The sequence below is a fragment of the Streptomyces sp. NPDC048338 genome (genome assembly GCF_043201055.1).
In the GTDB taxonomy this organism is placed as follows: Bacteria; Actinomycetota; Actinomycetes; order Streptomycetales; family Streptomycetaceae; genus Streptomyces.
Map to the genome: position 1 here is coordinate 206,581 of NZ_JBICYQ010000009.1, position 25,841 is coordinate 232,421.

The following is a 25,841-nucleotide window of genomic DNA, read 5'->3' on the forward strand; positions in this document are numbered from 1 at the left end:
CTCTCAGCCTCCGGATGAGGCATCGATTTATTGAATGAGACATCCATGTCTCATTCGGTGTATGGTCGTCTCATGTCAGTGGACCGCACCCAGATGCTCCGCGCCGCCGCCGCGCTGCTCGCCCGGAAATCGACCGCCACCATGGACGAGGTCGCCCGGGCCGCCGGCATCGGCCGCGCCACCCTGCACCGGCACTTCGCCGGGCGGGACGCGCTGGTCAGGGCGCTGGAGGAGCTGGGCATCGAGGAGTTCGAGGCCGCGCTCGACGCGGCGGACCTCGACGAGGGGCCCGCCGACGAGGCGGTACGGCGACTCGTCGCCCGGGCCGAGCCCTGCGCGCAGTTGCTGGCCTTCCTCGTCACGGAGAACCAGCTCTTCGAGGGCGACCAGGTCAACGAGGGATGGGCCAGGCTCGACGCCCGGGTCAGCGCGCTCTTCCGGCGCGGCCAGGAGGAGGGCACCTTCCGGATCGACCTGACGCCCGCCTGGCTCACCGAGGCCCTCTACGGCCTCATCGGCACCTGCGCCTGGTCCGTGATGGACGGACGGGTCGCCGCCAAGGACTTCCAATACATGATCACCGAGCTGCTGCTCGGTGGCGCACGAAAGAGCGTGGAGAGATGAGCAGGACCCAGCTGACGAGCCCGACGACGGGGACGGAGGTGAAGAGCCCCGGCCGCTGGCTCGCGCTCTCGGTCCTCGTCCTGGCCGTCCTGCTGGTCGCGGTGGACGCCACCGTACTCGGTCTGGCGACCCCCGCGCTCAGCGAGGACCTGAAGCCGTCCGGCACCCAGCTGCTCTGGATCGGCGACATCTACTCCTTCGTCATCGCCGGTCTGCTGGTCTCCATGGGCTCGCTCGGCGACCGCATCGGCCGCAAGAAGCTGCTGCTGACCGGCGCGACCGCCTTCGGCGCCGTCTCCGTCCTCAACGCCTACGCCACCAGTCCCGAGATGATGATCGTGGCCCGGGCACTGCTCGGCGTCGCCGGCGCGACCCTGATGCCGTCGACCCTGGCCCTGATCCGCAACATCTTCCACGACCCCAAGGAGCGCAGCCTCGCCATCGGCATCTGGGGTGCCACGGCCTCGGCCGGCGCGGCCATCGGCCCCGTCGTCGGCGGCGCCCTGCTCCAGCACTTCTACTGGGGCTCGGTCTTCCTCATCAACCTGCCGGTCATGGCGGTCCTGGTGCTCGTCGGCATCAAGCTGCTGCCCGAGTCCAGGAACCCGGTCGCCGGCCCCTGGGACCTGATCAGCGTCGGCCTCTCCCTGGTCGGTGTCATCGGTGTCGTGTACGCGATCAAGGAGGTCGCCTCGCACGGCATGACCTGGGAGGTCGCGGCCGCCGCCGTCATCGGCGCCGCCTGCCTCCACGCCTTCGTCCGGCGGCAGTACGCGCTCGCCTCGCCGCTGCTCGACATGCGGCTCTTCAAGCACCGGGGTTTCTCCGGCGCGGTCCTGGCCGACCTGCTGACCGTCTTCGGACTGTCCGGACTGGTCTTCTTCCTCTCCCAGTTCCTCCAGCTCGTCCAGGGGCGTGAGCCGCTGGAGGCCGGCCTGGCCGAACTGCCCGCCGCGATCGGCGCGGTGGTGACCGGTCTGATCGCGGGCCGGTACGCCCGGCGCTACTCGGTCCGCACCGTCGTGGCCGGCGGTCTCGGTGCCATCGGTCTGGCCCTCGCGGTCATCACCCTGGTCCATAGGGAGACCGGGTATCCGCTGCTCGGCGCGGCCCTGCTGGTCGTCGGTCTCGGCGCGGGCTTCTCCTTCACCGTCACCGCCGACGTGATCCTCTCCAGCGTGCCCAAGGAGCAGGCCGGTTCGGCCTCCGCGGTCTCCGAGACCGCGTACGAACTGGGCGCGGCCCTCGGCATCGCGCTCCTCGGCTCCATCGTGACCGGCGTCTACCAGGGCTTCACCGCCCCGGCGGGCATTCCCGCGGACACCGCGGCGGCGGCCCACGAGTCGCTCGGCGGCGCCGTCGAGGCCTCCGCCGGCCTCGCCCCGGACACGGCTGCCGCACTGGTCTCCGCGGCACAGGAGTCCTTCGTCGACGGTCTGCGCATCGCGTCCGGCGTCGGCGCCGCGGTCCTGCTGGCGACCGCGGTCGCGGCCTGGTTCCTGCTCAAGGGCCAGAAGCTGGAAGAGGGCCTCGAACACTGACGGGCCCTGACGCCCCGGGGGCGGGGGGGCCCCGGGGGGGGGCCCCCCCCCCGCCCCCCGCGGCCCCCCCGGGGGCGCCCCCCCCCGCGGGGGGGGGGGGGGCGCCCGCCCCCGCCGCCCGCCCCCCCGCCCCCCCCCCCCCCCGGCCCCCCCCCCCCGGGGGGGGGGGGGCCCCCGGGGGGGGCCCCCCCCCCCGGGGTCCGTCCTGGCCGGCGGTCAGGCCGCCTTCGCCTTCGTGGCGTACATGTCCACGTACTCCTGGCCGGACAGCCGCATGACCTCGGCCATCACCGAGTCCGTCACGGCCCGCAGTACGTAGCGGTCCCGGTCCATGCCGTCGTAGCGGGAGAACTCCATCGGCTCACCGAACCGGACGGTCACCCGGCCCGGCCGCGGCAGCCCCGCGCCACCGGGCTGGATCTTGTCCGTGCCGATCATCGCGAACGGCACGACCGGCGCGCCGGTCATCAGTGTCAGACGCGCGATGCCGGTGCGGCCCCGGTACAGCCGGCCGTCGGGGGAGCGGGTGCCCTCCGGGTAGATGGAGAAGATCTTGCCCTCCTCCAGCACCCGGCGACCCGTCATCAGCGCCGCGACGCCGCCCCGGCCGCCGTCGCGGTCCACCGGGATCATGCCGACGCTGGTGAAGAACCAGGCCATCAGCCGGCCCTTGAAGCCCTTGCCCGTCACGTACTCGTCCTTGCCGATGAAGAAGACCGGGCGGTCCGTGCAGATCGGCATGATCATCGAGTCGATGAAGGTGAGGTGGTTGCCCGCCAGGATGACCGGACCCGTTCCCGGGATGTTCTCGACGCCCTCCACGCGTGGGCGGAACATCAGGCGCAGAATCGGTCCGAGCACAGCCTTGATGAGCGCGAGACGGGACAACGGTTCCTCCGGTGTCGAGGCGGTCGAAGCCTGAGCGGGGCCGAGCGGGCGGGGTGACGGTGCAGGTGAGGACGATACTCGCGGGTCACCGTCGTGCGCACATCGGGTTCACCGAGTGGATACGCAGTGTTGACGTGAGTTTTCGCCATGTTCGACCAGCGTCTGCCGCAGGTAAGGGGTGACTGCCTACGGTCGGAGCACCCGTCGGCAGGTGCGGGACATCACATCGGAGGAGCTTTCATGACACAGGGTGCGCGCCGGACTCCGGCCCGGCGGACGGTTCTCGGAGCGGCCGGCGCGGCCGTGCTCGGCGCCTCGACGGCGCTGCCCGCGGCCCCGGCACAGGCCGCCGGGTCCGCCGACGGGGCTCCGTCCGGCAAGGGCCGCGGGTTCCGCTCCCTCCCCGTCCCGACCGTCATCGCCCACCGCGGCGCCAGCGGCTACCGCCCCGAACACACCCTCGGCTCCTACCAGCTCGCCCTCGACCTCGGCGCCGACGTGATCGAACAGGATCTGGTGCCCACCAGGGACGGCCATCTGGTCTGCCGTCACGAGAACGACATCACCGGCACGACCGACGTCGCCGACCACCCCGAGTTCGCCTCCCGCAGGACCACCAAGTCGGTGGACGGGGTGTCCCTCACCGGCTGGTTCACCGAGGACTTCACCCTCGCCGAGCTCAGGACCCTGCGCGCGAAGGAGCGGATCCCCGGCACCCGCCAGGAGAACACCCTCTACGACGGCCGCTGGCGGATCCCGAGCTTCGAGGAGGTCCTGGAATGGGCGGACCGGGAGGGCCGCCGCCGCGGCCGCGAGGTCTGGCTGCACGTCGAGACCAAGCACCCCACGTACTTCCGCGCGCTCGGACTGGGCCTGGAGGAGCGGCTGGCGAAACTGCTGCGCCGCCACGGACGCCACCGCGCCGACTCCCCGGTCTTCCTCCAGTCCTTCGAGCCCACCAGCATCGAGCGCCTGGCCGGGCTGGTGCACTCGCCGCGCGTGGTCCTGCTGTCGGGAGCGACCACCCGCCCCTGGGACTTCGTCCAGGCCGGCGACCCGCGCACGGTCGCCGACCTGATCACCCCGGAGGGCCTGCGGGGCCTCTCCTCCTACGCACAGGGCATCGGCCCCACCCTGGACCTGGTCATCCCCCGGGACGCGTCGGGCCGGCTCGGCACCCCCACCACGCTGGTGCGCGACGCCCACGCGGCGGGGCTGATCCTCCACCCGTACACCCACCGCAACGAGAACAGCTTCCTGCCCGCCGACTTCCGTCGCGGCACCGACCCGACGGCGTACGGAGACGCCTTCGGCGCGCTGCGGACCTATCTGGCGACGGGCATCGACGGGATCTTCGCCGACAACCCGGACACCGCCCTGCTCGCGGCGGCCGACTTCCGGGCACGGTGACCCCTGCCGTCCCCGCCGGGGCCGTCCGCTCCGGGCAGGTCCGCCTCCAGGGCCTCCTCCGAGGACGGGCCGGCGGGGACGGCGCCCCCGCGGGCGGGTCACGGCCCGGCGGGGACGGACACCCGACCGGGTGGTTCGGGCGCCGGCGCGCAACCGTCCGGGGCCACCGCCCGTCGTGCCCGTCATGACCCACCCCGAACCCCACCTCCTGCGCACCCTCGCCCCGCTGCTCGCCGCGGAGTCCCGCGCCGAGGCCCCGGCCGCCGGGGTCGACGCGGGAGACCTCGAACAGGCCGTCTGGCTCAGGCTCCTGGAACGACTCCGGGCCGACGACGCTCCCAGCCGCCCCGCGGACTGGCTGCGGCGGGCCGTGCGCGCCGAGGCCCGCCGGGCCAGGCGGGCGGCACTGCGCGAACTCCCCTACCGCGAGGAGGAGGGGGCGGCCGAGCCCGACGCGTCGCCCGAGAGCTCCGCGCTGGTCTCCGAACGCCGCCGCGTCGTGCGTGCCGCCGTCCGCCGCACTCCGGGCCGCTGCCCCCGCCTGCTGGCCGCGATGCTCGACCCCGCCGACCCCACCTACCGGGAAATCGCAGGGGAGTTGGGTATCTCACAGGGCAGTCTGGGGCCGATGCGTTCCCGTTGCCTGGGATGCCTGCGCAGAATGCTCGCGGCAGAGGTTCCCGCTCCCCACCCGCGGGGAAGGGTGCGGTAGACCGATCGGCGGACAGGTGAGCGGGAGGCATGCGCACATGGGCATGAGCGTGACCATCTCAGCGGCGGACGCACAGGACGCGGAGCACATACTCAAGCTGCAGTACCTCTGTTACCAGAGCGAAGCCGAGCTCTACGGGGACTACTCGATCGAGCCCCTCACCCAGTCCCTGGACTCGCTCAAGGCCGAGATCGCCGAAGGCCACGCGCTCGTGGCCCGCCTCGGGGACGAGGTGGTGGCCTCCGTGCGCGGGCGGGTCGACGAGGCCGGCACGGTACGGATCGCGAAGCTGATCGTCCATCCCCGGATGCGGCGCCACGGCCTCGGCGGACGCCTGCTCGACGCCATCGAGGGGCACTTCGCCCACGACCCGGCCCCGACCGCCAAGCGCTTCCGCCTCTTCACCGGTCACCGCAGCGACGGCAACCTCCGGCTCTACCGCAGCCGGGGCTACGAGCAGGTGTCCACGAAGGAGGTCGGCCCGCGGCTCACGCTCGTGACCCTGGAGAAGGCCGCCTGATCCCTCCGCCGGAAACGGAGCGACCCGCGCCGTGAGGGGCGCGGGTCGGTACTCGGGGTCGTACCCCCGGTCAGGCGGTCTCGCGCGAGCGGCGCAGCCACCAGATCCCGGTCACCGGCAGCAGCACCGGGATGAAGAGGTAGCCGTACCCGTAGTCGGACCAGACGGTGGCGTCCGGGAACGCCGACGGATCGGCCAGCGTCCAGGTGCCCACGGTCAGCACGCCCACCAGTTCGGCGGCGCAGCACAGCAGCGCCGCCCTGCGGGCGGTCTCGCCGCCCCGTACCAGCGTGTAGGTGATGAAGGCGTAGACGACGGCCGCCACCGCCGACAGGCCGTACGCCAGCGGGGCCCGGTCGAACTCGGTCGCGATCTGGTAGATCGAGCGCGAGACCGCGCCGACCGACATCACGCCGTAGAGCCAGACCAGCAGCATCCCGGGGCCCTGCACCAGCCGCGTGCCGGGCGCGCGGCCGGTGCTCTCGTCCGTCGCGGTCATCTCAGCCCACCGTCCAGATGTCGTGGAGACGCACTTCGAGCACGGCCAGCACGACGGCGCCGGCCGCGACGGTCGCCGAGCCCCACCGGCTCCGCTCCGCCAGCGACATGAAGCCGGCCGCGGGCACCGCGCACAGGGCGCCCAGCAGGTACGCGATGAAGATCGTCGTGCCCTCCTCGGCCGTCCCGCCGCGTGTCAGCTGCACGATGCCGATGACCAGCTGGACCAGGGCGAGCACGGTCACCACGGCCATGCCGATGAAGTGCCAGTCCTTGGTCGGCTGGTCCCGGGTGAAGGCGAAGCCGCACCAGGCGGCGAGCGCGAGCGCGGCCACCGAGACCGCGACCGTCAGGGCGTCAAGCATGCGCCCGAGGGTATTACGGGCCGATAGGCCCGGTGCGCGCGCCCCCACCGACCCGGAGCCGGTCCGGAGCGGGCCCGTCCACCGCACCCGCGGGCCGCGCGCCCGGGCTCGGGGGACAGCGGGGCACGTACGCCGGCACTCGCCGCCTCCGGCCGCGGAAGTCCGTGAAGCCCCCGCCGACCGCCCGGCCGTGGCCTTGACCACAGACCCACGCCCACGGCCGGGCGTCCCGCCCCGTGCGACCGCGCGCCCCGCGGCCGCGTCGGCGCAGGCCACACACGGGGGAGCGGGGGAGACGGCGGACGGGTGCCGGCGCCCGGCTGTCCGCATACTGTCTCAGCCATGTCCGCTATTCGGACACCCCCGTTCCGCCCTGTCAGGTGCGTGCTTTACTTGCAGCCATGACCACGACGAGCAGCCGCACCCTTGCGACCGAGGCGATCACGACGCCCGGTGCTCGTTGTATGTGTCGAATGTGCGCCTTCTGAGGGCCCCCGCCCGAGTCTCGCGCCCCGAAGCGAGACCCTGACGGCCGCGCCGATCCGCACCCGCCCGGTGTCGGACCGTGCCTGCCCCGCGCACGCGCTGCTCACGGTCACCCACCGAGCCGGCCGATCTGCGCCTGACTGTCCGAATGACGATGCCCCGTGCCCGGCGGACCCCGCGCCGCGCACTCGACAGTGACGGAAACCCCTGTGATCACCACTTCGGGCCTGACCAAGGTCTACGAGTCGCGAGGCCGCCAGGTCACCGCTCTGGACGGCGTCGACCTCCACGTCCGTGAGGGCGAGGTGTTCGGCGTGATCGGCCAGAGCGGCGCCGGCAAGTCCTCGCTCATCCGCTGCGTCAACCTCCTGGAGCGCCCCACCTCCGGCACCGTGACGGTCGACGGCGTCGACCTCACCGCGCTGGCCGCCCGCGGCCGCCGCGCCGGCAAGGACCTGCGCCGGGCGCGCAGCAGCATCGGCATGGTCTTCCAGCACTTCAACCTGCTGTCCTCGCGCACCGTGAAGGACAACATCGAGCTGCCGCTGGAGATCCTCGGCGTCCCCGGCGCCGAGCGCGGCCGCCGCGCACTGGAACTGCTCGACCTCGTCGGCCTCGCCGACAAGGCCAAGGCGTACCCCGGCCAGCTCTCCGGAGGCCAGAAGCAGCGCGTCGGCATCGCCCGCGCCCTGGCCGGCGAGCCCAAGGTGCTGCTCTCCGACGAGGCCACCAGCGCGCTCGACCCGGAGACCACCCGCTCCATCCTCCAGCTGCTGCGCGACCTCAACCGCCAGCTCGGCCTGACCGTCCTCCTCATCACGCACGAGATGGACGTCGTCAAGTCGATCTGCGACTCGGCCGCGCTCATGCAGAAGGGCCGGATCGTCGAGTCCGGCACCGTCAGCGAACTGCTCGCCACCCCCGGCTCCCAGCTGGCGGCCGAGCTGTTCCCGGTCAGCGGCGCCGCCACCGGCCCCGACCGCACGGTCATCGACGTCACCTTCCACGGCGAGGCCGCCACCCAGCCCGTGATCTCCCAGCTGTCCCGGACCTACAACATCGACATCTCGATCCTCGGGGCGGCGATGGACACGGTCGGCGGCCGGCAGATCGGCCGGATGCGGATCGAGCTCCCCGGACGGTACGAGGAGAACGTCGTCCCCGTCGGCTTCCTGCGCGAGCAGGGCCTCCAGGTCGACGTCGTCGACGAGGACGTCGTGTCCGCGCCCTCCGTCCTCCCCGCCCAGACCCTCGTCAAGGAAGGTGCCAAGTGACCTGGTCCGAGATGCAGCCCCTGCTGGAGCAGGGCACCGTCGACACCCTCTACATGGTCCTGTGGGCCACGGCGGTCACCGTCGCCGGCGGCCTGCCGCTCGGCATCCTCCTCGTCCTCACGGACAAGGGCGGCCTGCTGCAGAACACCGTGGTCAACAAGGTCGTCGGCGTGATCGTGAACATAGGCCGCTCGCTGCCGTTCATCATCCTGCTGATCGCCCTGATCCCCTTCACCACGTTCGTGGTCGGCACCTTCATCGGCCCCACCGCCATGATCGTCCCGCTCGCCATCGGCGCCATCCCCTTCTTCGCGCGCCTGGTCGAGACGTCCGTCCGCGAGGTCGACCACGGGCTGGTCGAGGCCGTCCAGTCCATGGGCGGCTCCGTGCCCACGATCATCCGCAAGGTGCTGCTGCCGCAGGCGCTGCCCTCGCTGGTCTCCGGCGTCACCACCACCGTGATCGTCCTCGTCGGCTACTCCGCGATGGCCGGCGCGGTCGGCGGCGAAGGGCTCGGATCCAAGGCCATCACCTACGGATACCAGCGCTTCGACACCCAGTTCATGCTGGTCACCGTCGTCGTCCTGATCGCGATCGTCACCGTCGTCCAGCTCATCGGCGACCTGGCCGTCCGGCTCCTCGCCCGCCGCGGACGCACCGCGTAACCCCACCGACTTCGTCATTCGAAGAACAGCAGCCCGGACTTGTTGTCCAGGCGTCCACCGCACCACCGGAAAGAGGCACTCTTCGTGCGCAAGAACATCAAGCTCACCGCCGGTTTCGCCGCCACCGCCGCCGTCGCCCTGGGTCTCACCGCCTGCGGCACCTCGTCCGACCCGTCCTCCTCCAAGGACGCGGCCGGCTCCGGCGACGCCTCGAAGCCGCTCGTCGTCGCCGCGTCCCCGACGCCCCACGCCGACATCCTCAACTTCGTCAAGGACAAGCTGGCCGCGAAGGAGGGCCTGAAGCTGGAGGTGAAGGAGTTCACGGACTACGTCCTGCCGAACACCGCCACCGAGTCCGGCCAGGTCGACGCCAACTTCTTCCAGCACAAGCCCTACCTCGACGACTTCAACGCGAAGAACAAGACCCACATCGTCCCGGTGGTCAACGTCCACCTGGAGCCGCTCGGCCTGTACTCCAAGAAGGTCAAGGACCTCAAGGACATCAAGGCCGGCCAGACGATCGCCGTCCCGAACGACACCACCAACGGCGGCCGCGCGCTCAAGCTGCTCGCCGACAACGGGCTCATCACCCTGAAGGACGGCGTCGGTTCGAACGGCAAGCTGTCCGACATCACGGACAAGAAGGGCCTGGAGTTCAAGGAGCTGGAGGCCGCCACCGTGCCCCGCGCCCTGAACGACGTGGACGCCGCGGTCGTCAACGGCAACTACGCCATCGAGGCCAAGCTCAACCCGGCCACCGACTCCCTGGTCCTGGAGAAGGCGGAGGGCAACCCCTACGCCAACTTCCTCGCCGTCAAGGAGGGCAGCGAGAAGGACGCCCGCGTGCAGAAGCTCGCCAAGCTCCTCAACTCGCCCGAGGTGAAGAAGTACATCGAGGACACCTACAAGAACGGTGCGGTCATCCCGGCCTTCGGCGCCGTCGCCAAGTAAGGCCCGCAGTAGAGTTCTTGTGACGAAGGCCCCCGCATCCCGTCCGGTGCGCGGGGCCTTCGTCGCCCCCGTCGCGCGGTGGCCCCGGCCATGCGTGACGGTGATGCATGCTGCATGCTGTGCGTTCACGGTCGATTCGGACGGTCCACGGCATGGAGCTGAGCATGACTACCACCTTTCCGGACATCTCCATCAACACGGATCGGTTGGTGCTGCGCCCGTACGAAGAGGCCGACATCCCCGCCTTCGTGGAGATGATGAACGACGAACTCGTCACCGCCTGGACCTCGGTGACACACCCTTACACCCGCTCGCACGCCGAGGACTGGGTGCGCAGGATCGCTCCTGCGGAACGGGTCGAGGGCCGCGGCATCGTGCTGGCCGTCACCGAGTTCCTCACCCAACGCCTCGTGGGCACCATCCGGTTGCGCGGCACGCACTGGCGCACGCTCGCCACCGAGGTGTCCTACGTGACCGCACCGTGGGCCCGCGGCGAGGGCTACGCCACCGAATCCGTGCTCGCCGTCGCCCAATGGCTCTTCCGCGACCGGAAGTTCGAGCGCATGGAGCTGCGCACCCCCGCCGACAACACCGCGGCCCAGCAGGTGGCGCAGAAGATCGGCTGCATCAGCGAAGGCGTCCTGCGCAACGCGTGGATAGCGCGTACCCAGACCGAGTCCGGGGAATGGACCGACATGCGGACCGACCTCATCGTCTGGAGCCTGCTCCCCGAGGACCTCGAAGGGGTGGCCGACCAGATGGCCGAGGCCGGATACTCCTCCTACACCGACTGGAGCTGACCCCCGGCACGGGCCTCTCCGGGCCGCCGCGCCGACGGATCCCGACGCACCCGCGAGCCCGCGACGGAGCATCCCCCGCCGGCCCCGCGAGCGACCCTCCCAGGTACGCTCGGCACGCCCCCGACCTGCAACGACATACCTCAGGAGACACGCGACGATGGCCGATCGGGTCACGGTGATCGGCTGGGACGGTTCGCCCCTCACCGCGGCGGCCCGGTCCGCGCTCTCCGCCGCCACGCTGGTGGCCGGAGCGGGTCACCACCTCACCCTGCCCGAGGTGCCGCCCGGCGCGGAGCGCATCCGCCTCGGCAGCGTCGACCTCGCCGCCCGCCGGATCGCGGGCCACCGCGGCACCGCAGTGGTCCTCGCCGACGGCGACCCCGGCTTCTTCGGCGTCGTCCGCACCCTGCGCGCCCGTGAGCACGGCCTGGAGGTCGAGGTCGTCCCCGCCGTCTCCTCCGTCGCCGCCGCCTTCGCCCGCGCCGGCATGCCCTGGGACGACGCCCGGATCGTCGTCGCCCACCAGCGGGACCTGCGCCGGGCCGTCAACGTCTGCCGCGCCCATCCCAAGGTCGCCGTCCTGACGTCCCCCGGAGCCGGGCCCGCGGAACTCGCCCTCCTCCTCGACGGCGTCCACCGCACCTTCGTCATCTGCGAGGCGCTCGGCACCGACCGCGAACAGGTCACCGTGCTCACCTCCGACAAGGCCGCCGACCACGTCTGGCGCGACCCGAACGTCGTCATCGTCATCGGCGGCACCACGACCGGCGGCCAGGGCGGCGGCTGGCTGATGGGCCACGAGACCCCGGCCGAACGCGGCTGGGCGCTGCCCGTGGAGGAGGACGACCCCGGCCGGGGCGACGGCCCCGCGCTGCGCGCCGCCCAGCTGGCCCGCCTCGGCCCCCGGGTCGGCGACCTGGTCTGGGACATCGGCTGCGGCGGCGGCGCCTTCGCCGTCGACGCCGCCCGCTTCGGCGCCGCCGTCATCGCCGTCGACGCCGACCCGGCCGCCTGCGCACGGACCGAGGCCGCGGCCCAGCGGGCCGGCGTCCGGCTGCAGACCGTGCCCGGTCGCGCCCCGCACGTCCTCGAACGGCTTCCCGAACCCGATGTCGTACGGATCGGCGGCGGCTCGGTCCCCGTCGTCACGGCCTGCACCGCCCGGCGGCCCGAGCGCATCGTCGTCCACGCCTCCACCCGGGACGAGGCCGAGGCGGTGGGCGCGGCACTGGGGGCCGGCGGATACGACGTCGAGTGCGTCCTGCTCCAGACCGTCGGGCTCGATCCCGAGGTCTGGACCGAGCGCGAACGCTCCGTGGTCTTCCTGCTCAGCGGCCGCAGGATCGACCGCGCCCCGTGACCGAACGGCCTCGCAGGGCCAGGTAGGCTGGCCGATTGTTGTACCGCACCGGGACGTTCGGCGTTTTGTTCGTCAATGTCGGGAAGTAGTGACCGCATTCGGTCGCGAATGTGGTGCGGAGCAGCGGGGGGACGCGCGACGTGGCGCAGTCCACAGCGCACCGAGGCGGATCGGCCTGCCACGATGGCGGAAGGCCGCGACAATGCTTGGGGTGCCGGCGCGTCATTCGTGCCGCACGGCGCGCACGCTCGTTCTTGTTGACGGGCGAAGGTCTGAAGGAGCACAACCGATGGGCGAGGGGTACGCATGACGGACACCGGCCAGGTCCCGGGCGAGGGGCTGCCGGAGAACGCAGGCATGGTCGAGCAGCCGGGCATCCCCGCTCCGGGCGCGTACACCTACCTGGACCCCTCCGAGAACGCAGCCGAGGACGACGACCTTCTTCTCATGCCGGGCGCCCAGGGCGCCTGGAGCGAGCACCAGCCGGGTGTCGTGCCCGCACCGCCGGTAGCCGTGCACGCCCCCGTGCAGGGCATGGTGCCCGGACAGGTGCCGCCCATGGTCGACCCGCTCACCGACCCGCTGGCGGGCCCGCTCGCCGACGCGCTGGCCGCCGCCCAGGCTCCTATGGGCCAGGCCACGCAGACGTCCCCGGGGACCCCGCCGCACGGTGTGCCGGCCGGTCACCTCTTGACCCCCGCCCACGGGATCCCGATGGGCGAGCCGGTCCTGTCCACCCCCGCCCACGGCGTTCCGGTGGCCGACGCCGGCCCGTCCACCCCCGCCCACGGCGTCCCCGCGGCGCCGCAGGAGCAGGTCGTCACCGACCACGGATACGAGCCCGGGATCCTGGACACCGGCGCCCACGAGGCCGCCGGCCGCGACTCCGGCTCGGTGGACCTCGGCGGCCTCCGTGTCACGCCGCTCGCCGCGTCCGTGACGCCGCCGCCCGCGCGCCGGCCGCTGCACCTCGGCCCGATCGCTCCGGAGAGCACCGGGGGCGTCGTGCGCTCGCTGGCCGACCGCGGTCCGGCCGCGTCGGTGCCCGCGCCCGTCGCGGCCCCGGTCGCCGTCACCGCGACCGGTCCGGTCCCCACCCGCGTACCGGGTCCGCCGACGACGGGCCCCGAGTACCTCGACGTCCCGCAGGACAGCCAGGAGCAGTCCGCGCCGCAGGGCGCGGTGCCGTGGGACGCGCAGCCCCAGGAACCCGTGGTCCGGCAGCCCGTCGCCGCAGAAACGGTCGGTCAGTTCGTCCAGGTCGAGGGCACCGTCCCGACCGCCCCGCACCTCGCGCCGACCCCGGTGGCCGAGGCCGCCGCGGAGCCGGTCGCGGAGGCCGCCGGGCCCGGGTCCCCGGCCGAGCCGGTCCAGGCCGCCGAGCCGTCCGTGGAGCAGCAGCCCGTCGCCGCCGAGGTGCCCGCCGCGGTGGAGGTGCCCGTCACCGACACCCCGGCGGCCGTTCCCGCCCCGCGCGACGGCGGCCCCACCACCGCCGCTCCGGCGTCCCCGGTCGAGGCCGAGGACGTCGTCGCGGACGCGCCCGCGGCCGACGGCGACGCGCCGGCGGCGGCCGACGTCCGCCCGGAGCCCGAGGCGCCGGCCGAGGACGTCGTCGAGCCGGTCGCCGAGGAGACACCCGTCGCCGAGGACGCCGCGCAGCCCGAGGCTCCCGCCGGGATCCCGGCCCAGCCCGAGGCCCCCGCCGTGATCCCCGAGCCGGCGGCCACGGTCGTCGAGCCCGAGGCTCCCGCGGTGCCGGCCGCCGAGGCGGCGGAGCCGGCGCGGGACGAGGCGGAGGTCCTCGCCGAGGCCGAGCCGGAGCCCGAGCCGGAGCCCGAGGCCGTCGTCGTGACCGCCGAGGCCCCGGCCGCCGAGGCCGAGCAGGCGGCGCCGACCGAGCAGGCGGCGCCGGCCGAGCAGGCCGGGGTTCCCGCGTCCGACGCCGGCGCCGAGGCGACGGAGGCCGAGCCCGTCGGAGCCCCCGCGCCCGGATACGACGACGCCGAGCGCGAGGCCGTGCTCCGCGTGATGCGCGAGCGCCGCGACATCCGCAACGGCTTCCGCTCCGACCCGATCCCGCACGAGGTGCTGCTCCGCGTCCTGGAGGCCGCCCACACGGCCCCCAGCGTCGGCCACTCGCAGCCCTGGGACTTCGTCGTCATCCGCTCCGCGGAGACCCGCCGGAGCATGCACGAACTCGCCCAGCGCCAGCGCGAGGCGTACGCCCAGTCGCTGCCGAAGGCCCGGGCGAAGCAGTTCAAGGAACTGAAGATCGAGGCCATCCTCGACACTCCGGTCAACATCGTCGTGACCGCCGACCCCACCCGGGGCGGCCGGCACACCCTCGGCCGCTACACGCAGCCGCAGATGGCGCCGTACTCCTCGGCCCTGGCCGTCGAGAACCTCTGGCTCGCCGCCCGAGCCGAGGGCCTCGGCGTCGGCTGGGTCAGCTTCTTCGACGAGCGCGAGATGGTGCGTGCCCTCGGCCTGCCCGAGCACCTGGAGGTCGTCGCCTACCTGTGCGTGGGCTACGTCGACGAGTTCCCGGAGGAGCCCGAGCTCATGCAGGCGGGCTGGTCCAAGCGCCGCCCGCTGTCCTGGGTCGTCCACGAGGAGACGTACGGCCGCCGCGCCCTGCCCGGCGAGGAGCCGCACGACCTGCTCCAGGAGACGATCTCCAACATCCGCCCGCTCGACGCCAAGGCGCTCGGCGAGGCGTGGGAGCGGCAGAAGCGCATGACGAAGCCCGCCGGGGCGCTCGGCATGCTGGAGATCATCTCCGCCCAGCTCTCCGGGCTCTCGCGGATGTGCCCGCCTCCGATCCCCGAGCCCGCGGCCGTCGCGATCTTCGCCGGCGACCACGGCGTGCACGCCCAGGGCGTCACCGCCTGGCCCCAGGAGGTGACCGGCCAGATGGTCGCGAACTTCCTCGGCGGCGGAGCGGTCTGCAACGCCTTCGCCAACCAGGTCGGCGCCGAGGTCTGCGTCGTCGACGTCGGTGTCGCCTCCGACCTGCCGTCGACGCCGGGGCTGCTGCCCCGCAAGGTCCGTGCCGGCACCGGCGACTTCACGACCGGCCTCGCGATGACCCGCGAGGAGGTGCTCGCGGCGATCGAGGTGGGCATCGAGACGGCCCGGGACCTGGTGGCGGCCGGCAACAAGGCGCTGCTCACCGGTGAGATGGGCATCGCGAACACCACCGCGTCCGCCGCGCTGATCTCGGTCTACACCGGGGTCGACCCGGTCGAGGTCACCGGTCGCGGCACCGGCATCAACGACGAGATGCACGCGCGGAAGGTGGACGTGGTCCGCCGTGCGCTCGACCTCCACAAGCCGGACCCGGCGGACCCGATCGGCGTCCTGTCGGCGATCGGCGGCCTGGAGCACGCGGCACTGGTCGGCCTGATCCTGGGCGCGGCCTCGCTGCGCACGCCGGTCGTCCTCGACGGCGTCTCGACGGGGGCGGCCGCTCTGGTGGCCCGGGCGATCGCGCCCGAGTCCCTGGCGGCCTGCATCGCGGGCCACCGCAGCGCGGAGCCGGGCCACGTGGCCGCCCTCAACAAGCTGGGCCTGCGCCCGCTGGTCGACCTCGACCTGCGGCTCGGTGAGGGCACGGGCGCGCTGCTGGCCCTGCCCATCGTGCAGAGCGCGGCCCGCGCGATGCACGAGGTGGCGACGTTCGACTCCGCAGGCGTGACGGAGAAGTAGGGACGCCCGCCACGGCCATCGGGTCCGGCTCGCACATGACCCGGACCCGGCACGACCCGGACCCACTCCGCTGGGCCCGGGTCGACTGCTGCCGCGGGGGAGGGGCGGCCCACGGCCGCCCGCCGTGGGTGCGGCGCCCCCGGCCCTCACCGCCCGGGAGTCTCCCGGCCCGCACCTCCCCGCTCCGGCCCACCGCCCCACCGGCCCCGCCGCCGGGAAGGGGACGTGGGTCACAGCCTGCCCACCCCCGGTGACCGATATCGTGGGCACGGGCCCTTCCACCGCCCCCACCAGCCGCTTCACCGCCGCAGCGGCCCCGCACACGCCCCGCCCCTCCGAGGAGCCGCACGCCCATGGCCGAACACGCCGAGCACGTCGAGCACCCCGCCTACCCCGTCGGTCTGCGCCTCTCCGGCCGCCGCGTCGTCGTCTTCGGCGGAGGCCAGGTGGCCCAGCGCCGTCTTCCCACGCTGATCGCCTCGGGCGCCGACATCACCCTGGTCTCCCCGTCCGCCACCCCCTCCGTCGAGGCCATGGCGGAGGCCGGCGAGATCACCTGGGTCAGGCGCCGCTACCAGGACGGCGACATCGCCGACGCCTGGTACGCCCTCGTCGCGACCAGCGACCCGGTCGCCAACGCCGCTGCCTCCGCCGAGGCGGAGCGGACGAAGACGTGGTGCGTGCGCTCCGACGACGCCGAGGCGGCCACCGCGTGGACCCCGGCGACCGGCCGCAGCGAGGGCGTGACCGTCGCCGTGCTCACCGGCCACGACCCCCGCCGTTCCGCCGCCGTGCGCGACGCGATCGTCGAGGGACTGCGGGACGGTTCGATCTCGGCCCCGCAGCACCGCTCCCGCGCGCCCTTCGTCGCACTGGTCGGCGGCGGACCCGGCGACCCGGACCTGATCACCGTCCGCGGGCGCCGGCTGCTCGCCGAGGCGGACGTCGTGATCGCCGACCGGCTCGGCCCGCGTGACCTCCTCAACGAACTCCCCCCGCACGTCGAGGTCATCGACGCGGCGAAGATCCCGTACGGCCGGTTCATGGCCCAGGAGGCCATCAACAACGCGCTCGTCGAGCACGCCAAGGCCGGCAGGTCCGTCGTCCGCCTCAAGGGCGGCGACCCCTTCGTGTTCGGCCGCGGCATGGAGGAGGCGCAGGCGCTGGCCGCCGAGGGCATCGCCTGCACCGTCGTCCCCGGCATCTCCAGCTCCATCTCCGTGCCGGGCGCGGCCGGCATCCCGGTCACCCACCGCGGCGTGGCCCACGAGTTCACCGTGGTCAGCGGCCACGTCGCGCCCGACGACCCGCGCTCGCTGGTCGACTGGGCCGCGATGGCCAAGCTCACCGGCACGCTCGTCGTCCTCATGGGCGTCGACAAGATCGGGAAGATCGCCGAGGCGCTCGTCGCCCACGGCAAGGACCCCGGCACGCCCCTCGCCCTGATCCAGGAGGGCACCACGGCCGCCCAGCGCCGGGTGGACGCCACGCTGGCCACGGTCGCCGAGACGGTCGTGGCGCAGGAGGTCCGGCCGCCCGCCGTGATCGTCATCGGAGACGTGGTCGGCGAGGGCCCCGGCAAGCTCGCCACGGGAGCCTCCGACAGTAACCAGGGGTAACCGAACCCCGCCCCACACATTGGCACCGCACCCCGGACAAGGCAGTATCACCTCGTGGCCGAACTCATCACCATCGACGATCCCGACGACCCGCGCCTGCGCGACTACACGGGCCTGACCGACGTGGAGCTCCGCCGCAGACGCGAGCCCGCCGAGGGGCTGTTCATCGCCGAGGGCGAGAAGGTCATCCGCCGGGCCCGCCAGGCCGGCTACGAGATGCGGTCGATGCTGCTCTCCGCCAAGTGGGTCGACGTCATGCGCGACGTCATCGACGAGGTCCCGGCGCCCGTGTACGCGGTGCAGCCGGACCTCGCCGAGCGCGTCACCGGCTACCACGTGCACCGGGGCGCCCTCGCCTCCATGCAGCGCAAGCCGCTGCCGACGGCCGTGGAACTCCTCGGCACGGCACGCCGGGTCGCCGTCATGGAGTCCGTCAACGACCACACCAACATCGGCGCCATCTTCCGCAGCGCCGCCGCGCTCGGCATGGACGCGGTGCTGCTCTCCCCGGACTGCGCCGACCCGCTGTACCGCCGCTCGGTGAAGGTCTCCATGGGCGCGGTCTTCTCCGTCCCGTACGCCCGCCTGGAGACCTGGCCCCGCGGCCTGGAGGCCGTCCGGGAGGCGGGCTTCAAGCTCCTCGCGCTCACCCCCGACGAGAAGGCGTCCCCGATCGACGTCGCGGCCCCGCACCGGCTGGAGCGGGCGGCGCTGATGCTCGGCGCCGAGGGCGACGGCCTGTCCGCGCAGGCGCTGCGCGCCGCCGACGAATGGGTCCGCATCCCGATGGCCCACGGCGTCGACTCCCTCAACGTCGGCGCGGCGGCGGCCGTCGCCTTCTACGCGGTCGCCTCCGGTCGGCCCCAGGACTGACTCACGGGTGCATGCGCGCCCCCTTGAGGACCTTGTCCACCGCGTTGCGCGGTCCGTACACAGCCGTCCCCACCAGGTCCAGCGCGCCCCTGCCCACGGCCCGGACGGCCGCCCGGTTGTCCCGGTCGTTGCCCGTGCCGAACAGGTCCGCGGTGAACACGGCCACCGGAAGCCCGCGCGACAGCGCGCGGGCGTGCGCGGCGGTGACCACCTCCTTCGTGCCCTCGAACACGAGCACCGGCTGCCGGAACATCGGCAGGTAGGCGGTGCCGTCGGCGTCCTCGTACGGCTCCCCGATCACCTCGGGCGACGCCGTGCCGAGCCCGCTGACCAGGAAGGCGGTCACGTTCAGCCGCTGCCAGGGCTCCAGGTCCTCGCGCAGCAGTACGGCGATCCTGGTCTCGAAGCGCACGGGCGGGCCCCCGCCCGCCGTGCGGTCCGTCGCCGTCGCCGTCGCTTCGTTCTCGTCCGTCGTTCTCATGGTTCGAGACTGCGGGAGCCGCCCCGTCCCCGTCTTGTACGTTCTTTGCATGACGTCCCGTGAGGAGATCTCCGCGTGGCGCCCGTCGGTCCCGGGCGTCACCGAGGTCTTCCACGCCCGTTTCACCGAGCACGCCTACCCGCTGCACGTCCACGACGACTGGACGCTGCTGATCGTCGACGACGGGGCGGTCCGCTACGACCTGGACCGCCACGAGCGCGGAACCCCGGACGGCACCGTCAGCCTCCTCCCGCCGTACGTGCCCCACAACGGCTCACCCGCCACGGCCCACGGCTTCCGCAAGCGGGTGCTGTACCTCGACATGACGCAGCTGGACGAGAGCCTCATCGGGCCGGCGGTCGACAGCCCCGACTTCGTCGACCCCGTCCTGCGCCGACGCGTCGGACAGCTGCACACCGCCCTCGCCCGCCCGGGCGAGGAGCTGGAGGCGGAGAGCCGGCTGGCCCTCATCGGCGGGCGCCTGAGGGCGCACCTGCGTCCCGCACCGGTGCCCGGCTCCCCGCCGGGCACGTCCGTCCGTGCCGGGGGTGTCGCGCACGACCTGCGCGACCTGCTCGACGCGCGCCTGCGCGAGGGGATCACCCTCCAGGAGGCGGCCTCCCTCCTCCACGCCCATCCGGCGCACCTCGTCCGCGCGTTCGGCGCGGCCTTCGGCATCGCGCCGCATCAGTACGTGACGTCCCGCCGGGTGGGCCTCGCCCGCAGGCTGCTGCTCGACGGCCGGACGCCGGGCGACGTGGCGATCGCCGCCGGCTTCTACGACCAGGCGCACCTCACCCGGCACTTCAAGCGCGTCTGGGGCGTCACGCCGGGCCGGTACGCCCGCACCGGGCGCGCGGGCGCCGCCCGGTCGGTGGTGGATCAGCCCTGAAGCGCCTGGGCCGCCGCGATGCCCAGCGCGACGACCAGCGTCACCACGACGAAGACGAAGAGCCGCTGGCGCAGCAGGCGGGGATTGGCCGGCCGGCGCCCGGTCGAGGTGGTCCGTACGCCCGGCCGGGAGGGGGCGGGCCGCCCGTTCGTGCGTGACTGGGCCGGACGTGATCCGCCGCCCGTACGGGGGGCGGACGGCCGGGACGCGGGTCCCTGGCCCTGGGTGCGGCCCTGGGTGGTGCGCTCGGTGTACCGCTCCGTCGGCCGGTTCTCCGCCGCCTGCTCGGTACGCTCCCGCTGCGCCGGCGGCCGCGCGGCCGGCAGCCCCTGCGCCTCGCGCGCGGCGATCTCCTTCAGCCGCATGGACAGCTGCAGGGTGCTGGGCCGCTCCTCCGGGTCCTTCGCCAGACAGGCCCGCACGAGCGGGGCCAGCGCGTCGGGCACACCGTGCAGCTGCGGCTCCTCGTGCACCACCCGGTAGAGCATGACCTCGGAACTGCCGTGCCCGAAGGGAGAGTCCGCCATCGCCGCGTACGCGAGGGTGGCGCCCAGGGAGAACACGTCCGTCGCCGGGGTGACGGCGGCGCCCCGTACCTGCTCGGGCGCGAGGAACCCGGGGGAGCCGACGGCCGTGCCCACGTGCGTGAGGGTGCTGGCACCGGTGGCCCAGGCGATGCCGAAGTCGATGATCCGGGGGCCCTTGGGGGAGAGCAGGATGTTCGACGGCTTGAGGTCCCGGTGGACGACCCCGGCCTCGTGGACGGCGACCAGACCCTCCGAGAGCGCCGCCCCGATCGAGGCGACGTCGGCGGCGCGCAGCGGGCCCTCCTCGGCGACGCGGTCGTGCAGCGAGGGGCCGGGCACGTACTGCGTGGCGAACCAGGGGCGGTCGGCGTCCAGATCGGCGGCGACCAGCCGGGCCGTGCAGCCGCCCCGGATGCGCCGGGCCGCGGACACCTCGCGGGCGAACCGCGAACGGAACTCCTGGTCCTCGGCCAGATCGGGCCGGATCACCTTCAGCGCCACCCGCTGCCCGCGCCGGTCGGACCCCAGGTAGACGACCCCCATCCCGCCCGCGCCGAGTCGCCGGTGGAGCCGGAACGACCCGACGATCCGCGGATCCTCGCGCCGGAGCCGCATCATCGCCATGTCCGTCCCCTCGTCCGTTCGACGAGGCACAGCTTACGTATTGGCGCCTCGGCGCGCTCATAGGCCGCGCCCTCGCGAACCCATCGATTGTCAGTGCTGAGGAGGACACTTGAGGAGTGGTCAGGACGCCGCCGTCGCCGGGCGTCGAGACCGCGGGATTTCCCAATGTCCGGTCACAGAAGGGGGATTGGATCGATGAAGGGTGATCGCGTGGAGATTGTCGTGGATGCGGGGGACACGACACGGACGTACGAAGTGGTGGCAAGCCGGGCGGGTCGCAGGGTGGAGACGGCGGTCCGTCGCGGGGTGGTGGAAGTGAGCGAAGTCACGCGTACCGGAGTGGTCGTCCGGACCGCCCGCTTCATGGCGAGCCGGGTGCTGGCTCTGGTCGAGCAGCCGGTACCCCTCCGGGAAGACCCTCAGTCATAGACCGGCGCCTCCACCCTGGGGAGTACGCCATGAGGGCGGGGGTCATCCTCCGGGAGGCCCGGAAGTCGGTACGCGGGCATGACGTCCGGGCCGCTCCCGCTCCCTAATGTTGAACTCAAGCGGCGGGGGCAGCACTCGTCCCCCGAGGTCACGCACCCGCCGCCCCAGGATTCGAACGGGAGAGGGCCCATGGCGTACACGGCATCGCGGATGAACACCCGTCCTTCGGGCCGCCGTCACCCCCTGGTGGCGACCGCCATGGTTCTCCCGCTCGCGGCCCTGCTCGTGGTCGTCTTCGGCGGCTGGGACGCGGTGGTCACTCAGGCGTCGTCCGTGGGCGTGATGCTGGGGCGCTGAGCGGCGCCCTGGATCCGGGTGAGCGGCCCGGGTCGGGGACATCCGGCCAACAACCCCGTGGGGACGGGGGTGCGGCGGACGACAGCGTGTGGCCGGTCAGCTGGGGAGCTGACCGGCCATCGCGCATTCCCGCCGCTGCTCCGTCCCGCCCCGCCCGCGTGGGCCCGCCGCCGTGCTACCGGGCATCCGCGAGCGGCCGCCCCGGCCGCCGCCGCCGGGAAGCCCGCCACCTCGCCGTCGTCGGCGGCGTACGCTCCCCGGGTGCTGCCCGACGACCTCGACCTGCTCCACGCGCTCGCCCGCGACGCCGCCCACACCGGCCGCGGCGGCTGCTCGTGTGTCACCGGCGTCCTCGCCGACCGGGACGACGGGACCGTCGTGCGGCACGGCGCCGTCGTCGTCAAGGCCCACGCGCCGGACACGGACCCCGCGGAGCACCGGGCCCGGATGGAGGTCGCCGCCCACCCGTACACGGACGGCATCCTGCTGCGCCCCCTCCCGCTCCCGGACCGGGCCGTCTCCGAGCGCATCCCGACCGCCTGGTCCTACGGAAGCCCCGTGGACCCCGCGGACCCGGACGCGGCCCCCTGGGAGGAGGCCGCCCGGCTCCTCGCCCGGCTGCATCTGACCCCGCCGCCCCCGCGCCTCCCGGCCATGCGCGCGCCCGTCAAGGCCGCCCTCGCCGTGGACCGCATGCGCCGCTCCGGCGCCCCCGCCCCGGCCGTCGACGCCGTCCTGCGAGCCTGGCGCACCGTGCCGGGGACGATCGCGGACACCGGCCACCTCTGCCACGGCGACTTCCATCTCGGCCAGCTGGTCCGGGACGGGGCCGCCGGCGCCGGACGCTGGCTCCTGATCGACGTCGACGACCTCGGCCGGGGCGACCCCGCGTGGGACCTGGCCCGCCCCGCCGCCTGGTACGCCGCGGGCATCCTGCCGCCGGACGTCTGGTCCCGCTTCCTGGACGCCTACCGCGCGGCCGGCGGCCCCGCGGTCACCCCGGCCGGCCCCGGCCCGCTGCCGGTCGCCGCACCGGCGGCCGGGGCAGACGACCCCTGGGTCCGGCTCGACGTCCCCGCACGCGCCCTGACGGTGCAGACCGCGGCGCTCGCGCTGGCCAAGTCCACCGCCGAGGGCCGCCCCCTCGACGAGGTGGAGGAGGTGATGATCGACACCTGCTCCCGAATCGGCTCCCTCCGAACCGAGTTGGCCCCGCCCGCGTCCGCATAGGGTGAAGGCACCTTTTCGAACGGCAGGGAGTTGAGCCGAGCATGCAGTGTCCCAAGTGCCATGCAGCGATGCACACGTACAACCGCAACGGCGTCCAGATCGAGCAGTGCAGCGGCTGCCGCGGGATATTCCTGGACTACGGCGAGCTGGAGGCCCTGACCCGTCTGGAGTCCCAGTGGGTGCAGCAGGCCCCGCCCGCCCCGGCCCCGCCGGCCTACCCGGCGCAGGGTGCCCCCGCCGCCCCCGCCTGGGGCGCGCCGCACCACGGCGGCCACCACGGTGGTCACTACCGCCAGCGCGGCTTCGGGCGCATGCTCTTCTCCTCCTGACCGGAGCGGGCACGAAGAAGCCCCCGGCCGCTCGAGGCGGCCGGGGGCTTCGTGTGGTGCGCGATACTGGGATTGAACCAGTGACCTCTTCCGTGTCAGGGAAGCGCTCTCCCGCTGAGCTAATCGCGCGGGTCGGTCCCAAACCATACAGGACCATGTGGTTGCTGCGTGCGCGATACTGGGATTGAACCAGTGACCTCTTCCGTGTCAGGGAAGCGCTCTCCCGCTGAGCTAATCGCGCGGGGATCCTTGCGGACCAGATCCTTACGGATCAGTGGACGATACTGGGATTGAACCAGTGACCTCTTCCGTGTCAGGGAAGCGCTCTCCCGCTGAGCTAATCGTCCTTGGAGGTGGAGACGGGATTTGAACCCGTGTAGACGGCTTTGCAGGCCGTTGCCTCGCCTCTCGGCCACTCCACCAGGAGTGAATACGGGGGTTCGGGAAGATCCCCCACATCGAGCGGACGACGAGATTCGAACTCGCGACCCTCACCTTGGCAAGGTGATGCTCTACCAACTGAGCCACGTCCGCTTGTCGTTTCCGTTCCGCTTGCGCGTCCCGGCGACGTGTTGAACTCTAGCGGATTCCTGGGCCAGCACAAAAACGCGTTTCCGCAGCGTGCTGACGTGCGTGCGGAGGTGAGGGCCCGGCCCGTCGCGCGGGAGCGTCCGCACGACGTTCACTCCCCGTGTCCTCGGGGTGGCTCGCCGCCGCCCCCGGCCGCGGCCCCGGCACCCTCTTCCGGGGCGTCCTAGACTCACATCCGTGCACTCCCTCGCTCCCATGGCCCGCTTCGGCGGCCTCGTCGCCACCGATCTGCGGGACGTCACCCGCGACCCCGAGGCCCTGGACTCGCGGGGCTTCTGGGCCGTCTCCGCCGACTTCGAAGGCCGTCTGACCTGCGCACGCTTCGGCGAGGTGCGCAAGGACCCCGTCCCCGCGCCCGTCCCCGGAGCCTGGCGCGGCCCCGCCGCCGGCGACTGGACCTCCTCGCTCGACCGGGCCGCGTACACCGAGGGGGTGCGCCGGATCCGGGCCCACATCGCGCGCGGGGAGGTCTACCAGGCGAACCTCTGCCGCGTCCTGTCCGCGCCCCTTCCGGACCCGGACCGAGCCGACGTCGACGCCCTGACGGCACTCCTGGCACGCGGCAACCCGGCCCCCTACGCGGGGACGATCCGGCTGCCCGCGCACGGCGTGGAGATCGCCACCGCCTCTCCCGAGCTCTATCTGCGCCGCGACCGCGAGGTCGTCACCTCGGGCCCCATCAAGGGGACCGGCCGCACCGCGGGGGACCTCCTGGAGAAGGACCACGCCGAGAACGTGATGATCGTGGACCTCGTGCGCAACGATCTGGGCCGGGTCTGCGCCACCGGATCGGTCTCCGTCCCCGAGCTCTGCGCCGTCGAGGCGCACCCCGGTCTGGTCCACCTCGTCTCCACCGTCCGCGGCGAGCTCGCGGAGGGGGCCGGCTGGCGCGGTCTCCTCGACGCCACCTTCCCGCCCGGCTCCGTCACCGGCGCTCCGAAGTCCAGTGCCCTGAGGATCATCGAGGCGCTGGAGACCGCCCCGCGCGGCCCGTACTGCGGAGGTGTCGGCTGGGTCGACGCCGACCGGCGCACGGGGGAGCTGGCCGTCGGCATACGCACCTTCTGGATCGACCGCGCCGAGGGGGTGCTCCGCTTCGGCACCGGTGCCGGCATCACGTGGGGCTCCGACCCCGAGCGCGAATGGGCGGAGACCGAGCTCAAGGCCGAGCGGCTCCTCGCGGTAGCGTCTGGCACGTACGAGGCGAGCGGAAAGGCCATCTCTCGATGAAACTCTGGGTCAACGGCGGACTGTACGACGTGGAGGAAGCCCGGGTGTCCGTCCTGGACCACGGGCTGACCGTCGGCGACGGGATCTTCGAAACGGTCAAGGCGGAGCGAGGCGAAACCTTTGCTCTCACCCTCCACCTGGAGCGCCTGACCCGTTCCGCCCGCGGCCTGGGCCTGCCCGACCCCGACCTCGACGAGGTACGGCGGGCGTGCGCCGCCGTCCTGGAGGCCAACCCCATCGAGCTCGGCCGGCTCCGCATCACGTACACCGGCGGCGTCTCCCCGCTGGGCTCCGAGCGCGGCGACGCCGGGGCCGGGCTCGTCGTGGCGCTGGGCGAGACCGGCCGCCGCCCCGACTCCACGGCCGTGATCACCGTGCCGTGGACCCGCAACGAGCGCGGCGCGCTCACCGGCCTGAAGACCACCTCGTACGCCGAGAACGTCGTGGCCCTGGCCAGGGCGCGCGAACAGGGCGCCTCGGAGGCGCTGTTCGCGAACACCGTCGGCCAGCTCTGCGAGGGAACCGGCTCCAACGTCTTCGTCGTGATCGACGGCCGGATCCACACCCCGCCGGTCTCCTCCGGCTGCCTGGCGGGGATCACCCGCGCGCTCGCCGTCGAGTGGACCGGCGCGCAGGAGACCGACCTGCCCCTCGACGTCCTGGAGAGCGCCGAGGAGATCTTCCTGACCTCGACGCTGCGGGACGTCCAGGCCGTCCACCGGGTCGACGGCCGCGAGCCGGCCGGTGCCCCGGGGCCCGTGACGGCCAAGGCGATGCGGGTCTTCGACGAGCGCGCCGCCGCCGACCGGGACCCGCGCCTCGCGTAAAAGCGGATGACGGACGGCCGCCGGGTG

25 protein-coding genes and 5 tRNA genes are annotated in these 25,841 nt (G+C 73.3%); 20 read left to right on the top strand and 10 right to left on the bottom strand.

Annotation, left to right across the window (positions count from 1 at the left end):
* The first annotated feature begins 72 nt into the window (after positions 1-72).
* Both ACGFZF_RS22045 and ACGFZF_RS22050 read left to right on the top strand, forming a co-directional pair.
* Positions 73-624 (top strand): TetR/AcrR family transcriptional regulator, encoded by a 552-nt coding sequence (locus tag ACGFZF_RS22045; protein ID WP_393556501.1) that lies wholly within the window; start codon positions 73-75, stop codon positions 622-624.
* Positions 621-2,165 carry an MFS transporter gene (locus tag ACGFZF_RS22050; protein ID WP_393556503.1) on the top strand — a complete coding sequence of 515 codons (1,545 nt, stop codon included), beginning with the start codon at positions 621-623 and terminating at the stop codon, positions 2,163-2,165. Before ACGFZF_RS22045 ends, ACGFZF_RS22050 begins: the two co-directional genes overlap by 4 nt.
* 216 nt (positions 2,166-2,381) lie before the next feature.
* On the opposite strand, the gene ACGFZF_RS22055 is transcribed toward ACGFZF_RS22050, so the two are convergent.
* Positions 2,382-3,053, bottom strand: a complete 672-nt coding sequence (locus tag ACGFZF_RS22055) for a 1-acyl-sn-glycerol-3-phosphate acyltransferase (protein ID WP_147977163.1) — start codon at positions 3,051-3,053, stop codon at positions 2,382-2,384.
* Positions 3,054-3,293: 240 nt separating this feature from the next.
* Between ACGFZF_RS22055 and ACGFZF_RS22060 the strand changes: the two genes are divergently transcribed.
* The 3 genes from ACGFZF_RS22060 (at position 3,294) to ACGFZF_RS22070 (ending at position 5,695) form a co-directional block, all read left to right on the top strand.
* Positions 3,294-4,463 (top strand): glycerophosphodiester phosphodiesterase, encoded by a 1,170-nt coding sequence (locus ACGFZF_RS22060; protein WP_393556506.1) that lies wholly within the window; start codon positions 3,294-3,296, stop codon positions 4,461-4,463.
* Positions 4,464-4,647: 184 nt separating this feature from the next.
* Entirely contained in the window at positions 4,648-5,175 is a 528-nt protein-coding gene (locus tag ACGFZF_RS22065) for a sigma-70 family RNA polymerase sigma factor (RefSeq protein ID WP_393556508.1), read from the top strand.
* Positions 5,176-5,212: 37 nt separating this feature from the next.
* The gene (locus ACGFZF_RS22070) at positions 5,213-5,695 is read left to right on the top strand and encodes a GNAT family N-acetyltransferase (protein ID WP_393556510.1); all 483 of its coding nucleotides are present in this window, start codon (positions 5,213-5,215) and stop codon (positions 5,693-5,695) included.
* A 70-nt stretch (positions 5,696-5,765) separates the two neighbouring features.
* On the opposite strand, the gene ACGFZF_RS22075 is transcribed toward ACGFZF_RS22070, so the two are convergent.
* Together ACGFZF_RS22075 and ACGFZF_RS22080 are read right to left on the bottom strand one after the other, a co-directional pair.
* Positions 5,766-6,194 carry a hypothetical protein gene (locus tag ACGFZF_RS22075; protein ID WP_393556512.1) on the bottom strand — a complete coding sequence of 143 codons (429 nt, stop codon included), beginning with the start codon at positions 6,192-6,194 and terminating at the stop codon, positions 5,766-5,768.
* Between the two features lies 1 nt (position 6,195).
* The gene (locus ACGFZF_RS22080) at positions 6,196-6,558 is read right to left on the bottom strand and encodes a hypothetical protein (RefSeq protein ID WP_393556514.1); all 363 of its coding nucleotides are present in this window, start codon (positions 6,556-6,558) and stop codon (positions 6,196-6,198) included.
* A gap of 695 nt (positions 6,559-7,253) precedes the next feature.
* On the opposite strand from ACGFZF_RS22080, the gene ACGFZF_RS22085 reads away from it, so the two are divergent.
* From ACGFZF_RS22085 to ACGFZF_RS22120, 8 genes are all read left to right on the top strand, one after another.
* Positions 7,254-8,318 (top strand): methionine ABC transporter ATP-binding protein, encoded by a 1,065-nt coding sequence (locus tag ACGFZF_RS22085; RefSeq protein WP_393556516.1) that lies wholly within the window; start codon positions 7,254-7,256, stop codon positions 8,316-8,318.
* Entirely contained in the window at positions 8,315-8,983 is a 669-nt protein-coding gene (locus tag ACGFZF_RS22090; RefSeq protein ID WP_147977157.1) for a methionine ABC transporter permease, read from the top strand. Before ACGFZF_RS22085 ends, ACGFZF_RS22090 begins: the two co-directional genes overlap by 4 nt.
* 84 nt (positions 8,984-9,067) lie before the next feature.
* Positions 9,068-9,934 (top strand): MetQ/NlpA family ABC transporter substrate-binding protein, encoded by an 867-nt coding sequence (locus tag ACGFZF_RS22095; RefSeq protein WP_393556519.1) that lies wholly within the window; start codon positions 9,068-9,070, stop codon positions 9,932-9,934.
* A gap of 164 nt (positions 9,935-10,098) precedes the next feature.
* Positions 10,099-10,734, top strand: a complete 636-nt coding sequence (locus ACGFZF_RS22100) for a GNAT family N-acetyltransferase (protein WP_393556521.1) — start codon at positions 10,099-10,101, stop codon at positions 10,732-10,734.
* 157 nt (positions 10,735-10,891) lie between these two features.
* Positions 10,892-12,094: a precorrin-6y C5,15-methyltransferase (decarboxylating) subunit CbiE gene (gene cbiE / locus ACGFZF_RS22105; RefSeq protein ID WP_393556523.1), complete on the top strand. Its 1,203-nt coding sequence runs from the start codon at positions 10,892-10,894 to the stop codon at positions 12,092-12,094.
* Positions 12,095-12,400: 306 nt separating this feature from the next.
* The gene (gene cobT, locus ACGFZF_RS22110; RefSeq protein WP_393556525.1) at positions 12,401-15,805 is read left to right on the top strand and encodes a nicotinate-nucleotide--dimethylbenzimidazole phosphoribosyltransferase; all 3,405 of its coding nucleotides are present in this window, start codon (positions 12,401-12,403) and stop codon (positions 15,803-15,805) included.
* A 353-nt stretch (positions 15,806-16,158) separates the two neighbouring features.
* Positions 16,159-17,424 carry a uroporphyrinogen-III C-methyltransferase gene (cobA, locus tag ACGFZF_RS22115; RefSeq protein ID WP_393556527.1) on the top strand — a complete coding sequence of 422 codons (1,266 nt, stop codon included), beginning with the start codon at positions 16,159-16,161 and terminating at the stop codon, positions 17,422-17,424.
* 54 nt (positions 17,425-17,478) lie between these two features.
* On the top strand, positions 17,479-18,297 hold the full coding sequence (locus tag ACGFZF_RS22120) for an RNA methyltransferase (RefSeq protein WP_147977151.1): 819 nt from the start codon (positions 17,479-17,481) through the stop codon (positions 18,295-18,297).
* A gap of 1 nt (position 18,298) precedes the next feature.
* Here ACGFZF_RS22120 and ACGFZF_RS22125 read toward each other — a convergent pair whose 3' ends face one another.
* A complete protein-coding gene (locus ACGFZF_RS22125; RefSeq protein ID WP_393556529.1) occupies positions 18,299-18,778 on the bottom strand; it encodes a DUF2000 family protein in 480 nt (159 codons plus the stop codon).
* A gap of 49 nt (positions 18,779-18,827) precedes the next feature.
* On the opposite strand from ACGFZF_RS22125, the gene ACGFZF_RS22130 reads away from it, so the two are divergent.
* Positions 18,828-19,670: a helix-turn-helix domain-containing protein gene (locus tag ACGFZF_RS22130; protein WP_393556531.1), complete on the top strand. Its 843-nt coding sequence runs from the start codon at positions 18,828-18,830 to the stop codon at positions 19,668-19,670.
* Here the strand turns inward: ACGFZF_RS22130 and ACGFZF_RS22135 are convergent.
* Complete coding sequence (locus tag ACGFZF_RS22135) at positions 19,661-20,821, bottom strand: serine/threonine-protein kinase (RefSeq protein ID WP_393556533.1); 1,161 nt, start codon at positions 20,819-20,821, stop codon at positions 19,661-19,663. The genes ACGFZF_RS22130 and ACGFZF_RS22135 overlap by 10 nt on opposite strands.
* Before the next feature lie 195 nt (positions 20,822-21,016).
* On the opposite strand from ACGFZF_RS22135, the gene ACGFZF_RS22140 reads away from it, so the two are divergent.
* From ACGFZF_RS22140 to ACGFZF_RS22155, 4 genes are all read left to right on the top strand, one after another.
* A complete protein-coding gene (locus tag ACGFZF_RS22140; RefSeq protein ID WP_137990476.1) occupies positions 21,017-21,250 on the top strand; it encodes a hypothetical protein in 234 nt (77 codons plus the stop codon).
* A 189-nt stretch (positions 21,251-21,439) separates the two neighbouring features.
* The gene (locus tag ACGFZF_RS22145; protein ID WP_187282609.1) at positions 21,440-21,607 is read left to right on the top strand and encodes a hypothetical protein; all 168 of its coding nucleotides are present in this window, start codon (positions 21,440-21,442) and stop codon (positions 21,605-21,607) included.
* A 261-nt stretch (positions 21,608-21,868) separates the two neighbouring features.
* Positions 21,869-22,837, top strand: coding sequence for a phosphotransferase family protein (locus ACGFZF_RS22150; RefSeq protein ID WP_393556536.1), 969 nt, complete (start codon positions 21,869-21,871; stop codon positions 22,835-22,837).
* Between the two features lie 41 nt (positions 22,838-22,878).
* Positions 22,879-23,166: a zf-TFIIB domain-containing protein gene (locus ACGFZF_RS22155; RefSeq protein WP_356600940.1), complete on the top strand. Its 288-nt coding sequence runs from the start codon at positions 22,879-22,881 to the stop codon at positions 23,164-23,166.
* A 54-nt stretch (positions 23,167-23,220) separates the two neighbouring features.
* Here ACGFZF_RS22155 and ACGFZF_RS22160 read toward each other — a convergent pair.
* The 5 genes from ACGFZF_RS22160 to ACGFZF_RS22180 all read right to left on the bottom strand — a co-directional run bounded on the left by ACGFZF_RS22160 (position 23,221) and on the right by ACGFZF_RS22180 (position 23,700).
* Positions 23,221-23,295, bottom strand: a tRNA-Val gene (locus ACGFZF_RS22160).
* A 40-nt stretch (positions 23,296-23,335) separates the two neighbouring features.
* Positions 23,336-23,407, bottom strand: a tRNA-Val gene (locus ACGFZF_RS22165).
* 34 nt (positions 23,408-23,441) lie between these two features.
* Positions 23,442-23,513, bottom strand: a tRNA-Val gene (locus ACGFZF_RS22170).
* A 1-nt stretch (position 23,514) separates the two neighbouring features.
* A tRNA-Cys gene (locus ACGFZF_RS22175) sits at positions 23,515-23,588 on the bottom strand.
* Between the two features lie 39 nt (positions 23,589-23,627).
* Positions 23,628-23,700: transfer RNA gene (locus ACGFZF_RS22180), tRNA-Gly, on the bottom strand.
* Between the two features lie 234 nt (positions 23,701-23,934).
* On the opposite strand from ACGFZF_RS22180, the gene ACGFZF_RS22185 reads away from it, so the two are divergent.
* Together ACGFZF_RS22185 and ACGFZF_RS22190 are read left to right on the top strand one after the other, a co-directional pair.
* Positions 23,935-24,987, top strand: a complete 1,053-nt coding sequence (locus ACGFZF_RS22185) for a chorismate-binding protein (RefSeq protein ID WP_393556539.1) — start codon at positions 23,935-23,937, stop codon at positions 24,985-24,987.
* On the top strand, positions 24,984-25,814 hold the full coding sequence (locus tag ACGFZF_RS22190) for an aminotransferase class IV (protein ID WP_393556541.1): 831 nt from the start codon (positions 24,984-24,986) through the stop codon (positions 25,812-25,814). Before ACGFZF_RS22185 ends, ACGFZF_RS22190 begins: the two co-directional genes overlap by 4 nt.
* Positions 25,815-25,841 lie beyond the last annotated feature (27 nt).

Bases quoted from the DNA above. Each gene is read 5' to 3' on its own strand.
- cbiE (WP_393556523.1), top strand. From the start codon at position 10,892: ATGGCCGATCGGGTCACGGTGATCGGCTGGGACGGTTCGCCCCTCACC.
- ACGFZF_RS22145 (WP_187282609.1), top strand. From the start codon at position 21,440: ATGGCGTACACGGCATCGCGGATGAACACCCGTCCTTCGGGCCGCCGT.
- ACGFZF_RS22130 (WP_393556531.1), top strand. From the start codon at position 18,828: ATGACGTCCCGTGAGGAGATCTCCGCGTGGCGCCCGTCGGTCCCGGGC.
- cobA (WP_393556527.1), top strand. From the start codon at position 16,159: ATGGCCGAACACGCCGAGCACGTCGAGCACCCCGCCTACCCCGTCGGT.
- ACGFZF_RS22125 (WP_393556529.1), bottom strand. From the start codon at position 18,778: ATGAGAACGACGGACGAGAACGAAGCGACGGCGACGGCGACGGACCGC.
- ACGFZF_RS22080 (WP_393556514.1), bottom strand. From the start codon at position 6,558: ATGCTTGACGCCCTGACGGTCGCGGTCTCGGTGGCCGCGCTCGCGCTC.
- ACGFZF_RS22070 (WP_393556510.1), top strand. From the start codon at position 5,213: ATGGGCATGAGCGTGACCATCTCAGCGGCGGACGCACAGGACGCGGAG.
- ACGFZF_RS22045 (WP_393556501.1), top strand. From the start codon at position 73: ATGTCAGTGGACCGCACCCAGATGCTCCGCGCCGCCGCCGCGCTGCTC.
- ACGFZF_RS22155 (WP_356600940.1), top strand. From the start codon at position 22,879: ATGCAGTGTCCCAAGTGCCATGCAGCGATGCACACGTACAACCGCAAC.
- ACGFZF_RS22065 (WP_393556508.1), top strand. From the start codon at position 4,648: ATGACCCACCCCGAACCCCACCTCCTGCGCACCCTCGCCCCGCTGCTC.
- ACGFZF_RS22100 (WP_393556521.1), top strand. From the start codon at position 10,099: ATGACTACCACCTTTCCGGACATCTCCATCAACACGGATCGGTTGGTG.
- ACGFZF_RS22075 (WP_393556512.1), bottom strand. From the start codon at position 6,194: ATGACCGCGACGGACGAGAGCACCGGCCGCGCGCCCGGCACGCGGCTG.
- ACGFZF_RS22060 (WP_393556506.1), top strand. From the start codon at position 3,294: ATGACACAGGGTGCGCGCCGGACTCCGGCCCGGCGGACGGTTCTCGGA.
- ACGFZF_RS22135 (WP_393556533.1), bottom strand. From the start codon at position 20,821: ATGGCGATGATGCGGCTCCGGCGCGAGGATCCGCGGATCGTCGGGTCG.
- cobT (WP_393556525.1), top strand. From the start codon at position 12,401: ATGACGGACACCGGCCAGGTCCCGGGCGAGGGGCTGCCGGAGAACGCA.
- ACGFZF_RS22190 (WP_393556541.1), top strand. From the start codon at position 24,984: ATGAAACTCTGGGTCAACGGCGGACTGTACGACGTGGAGGAAGCCCGG.
- ACGFZF_RS22140 (WP_137990476.1), top strand. From the start codon at position 21,017: ATGAAGGGTGATCGCGTGGAGATTGTCGTGGATGCGGGGGACACGACA.
- ACGFZF_RS22050 (WP_393556503.1), top strand. From the start codon at position 621: ATGAGCAGGACCCAGCTGACGAGCCCGACGACGGGGACGGAGGTGAAG.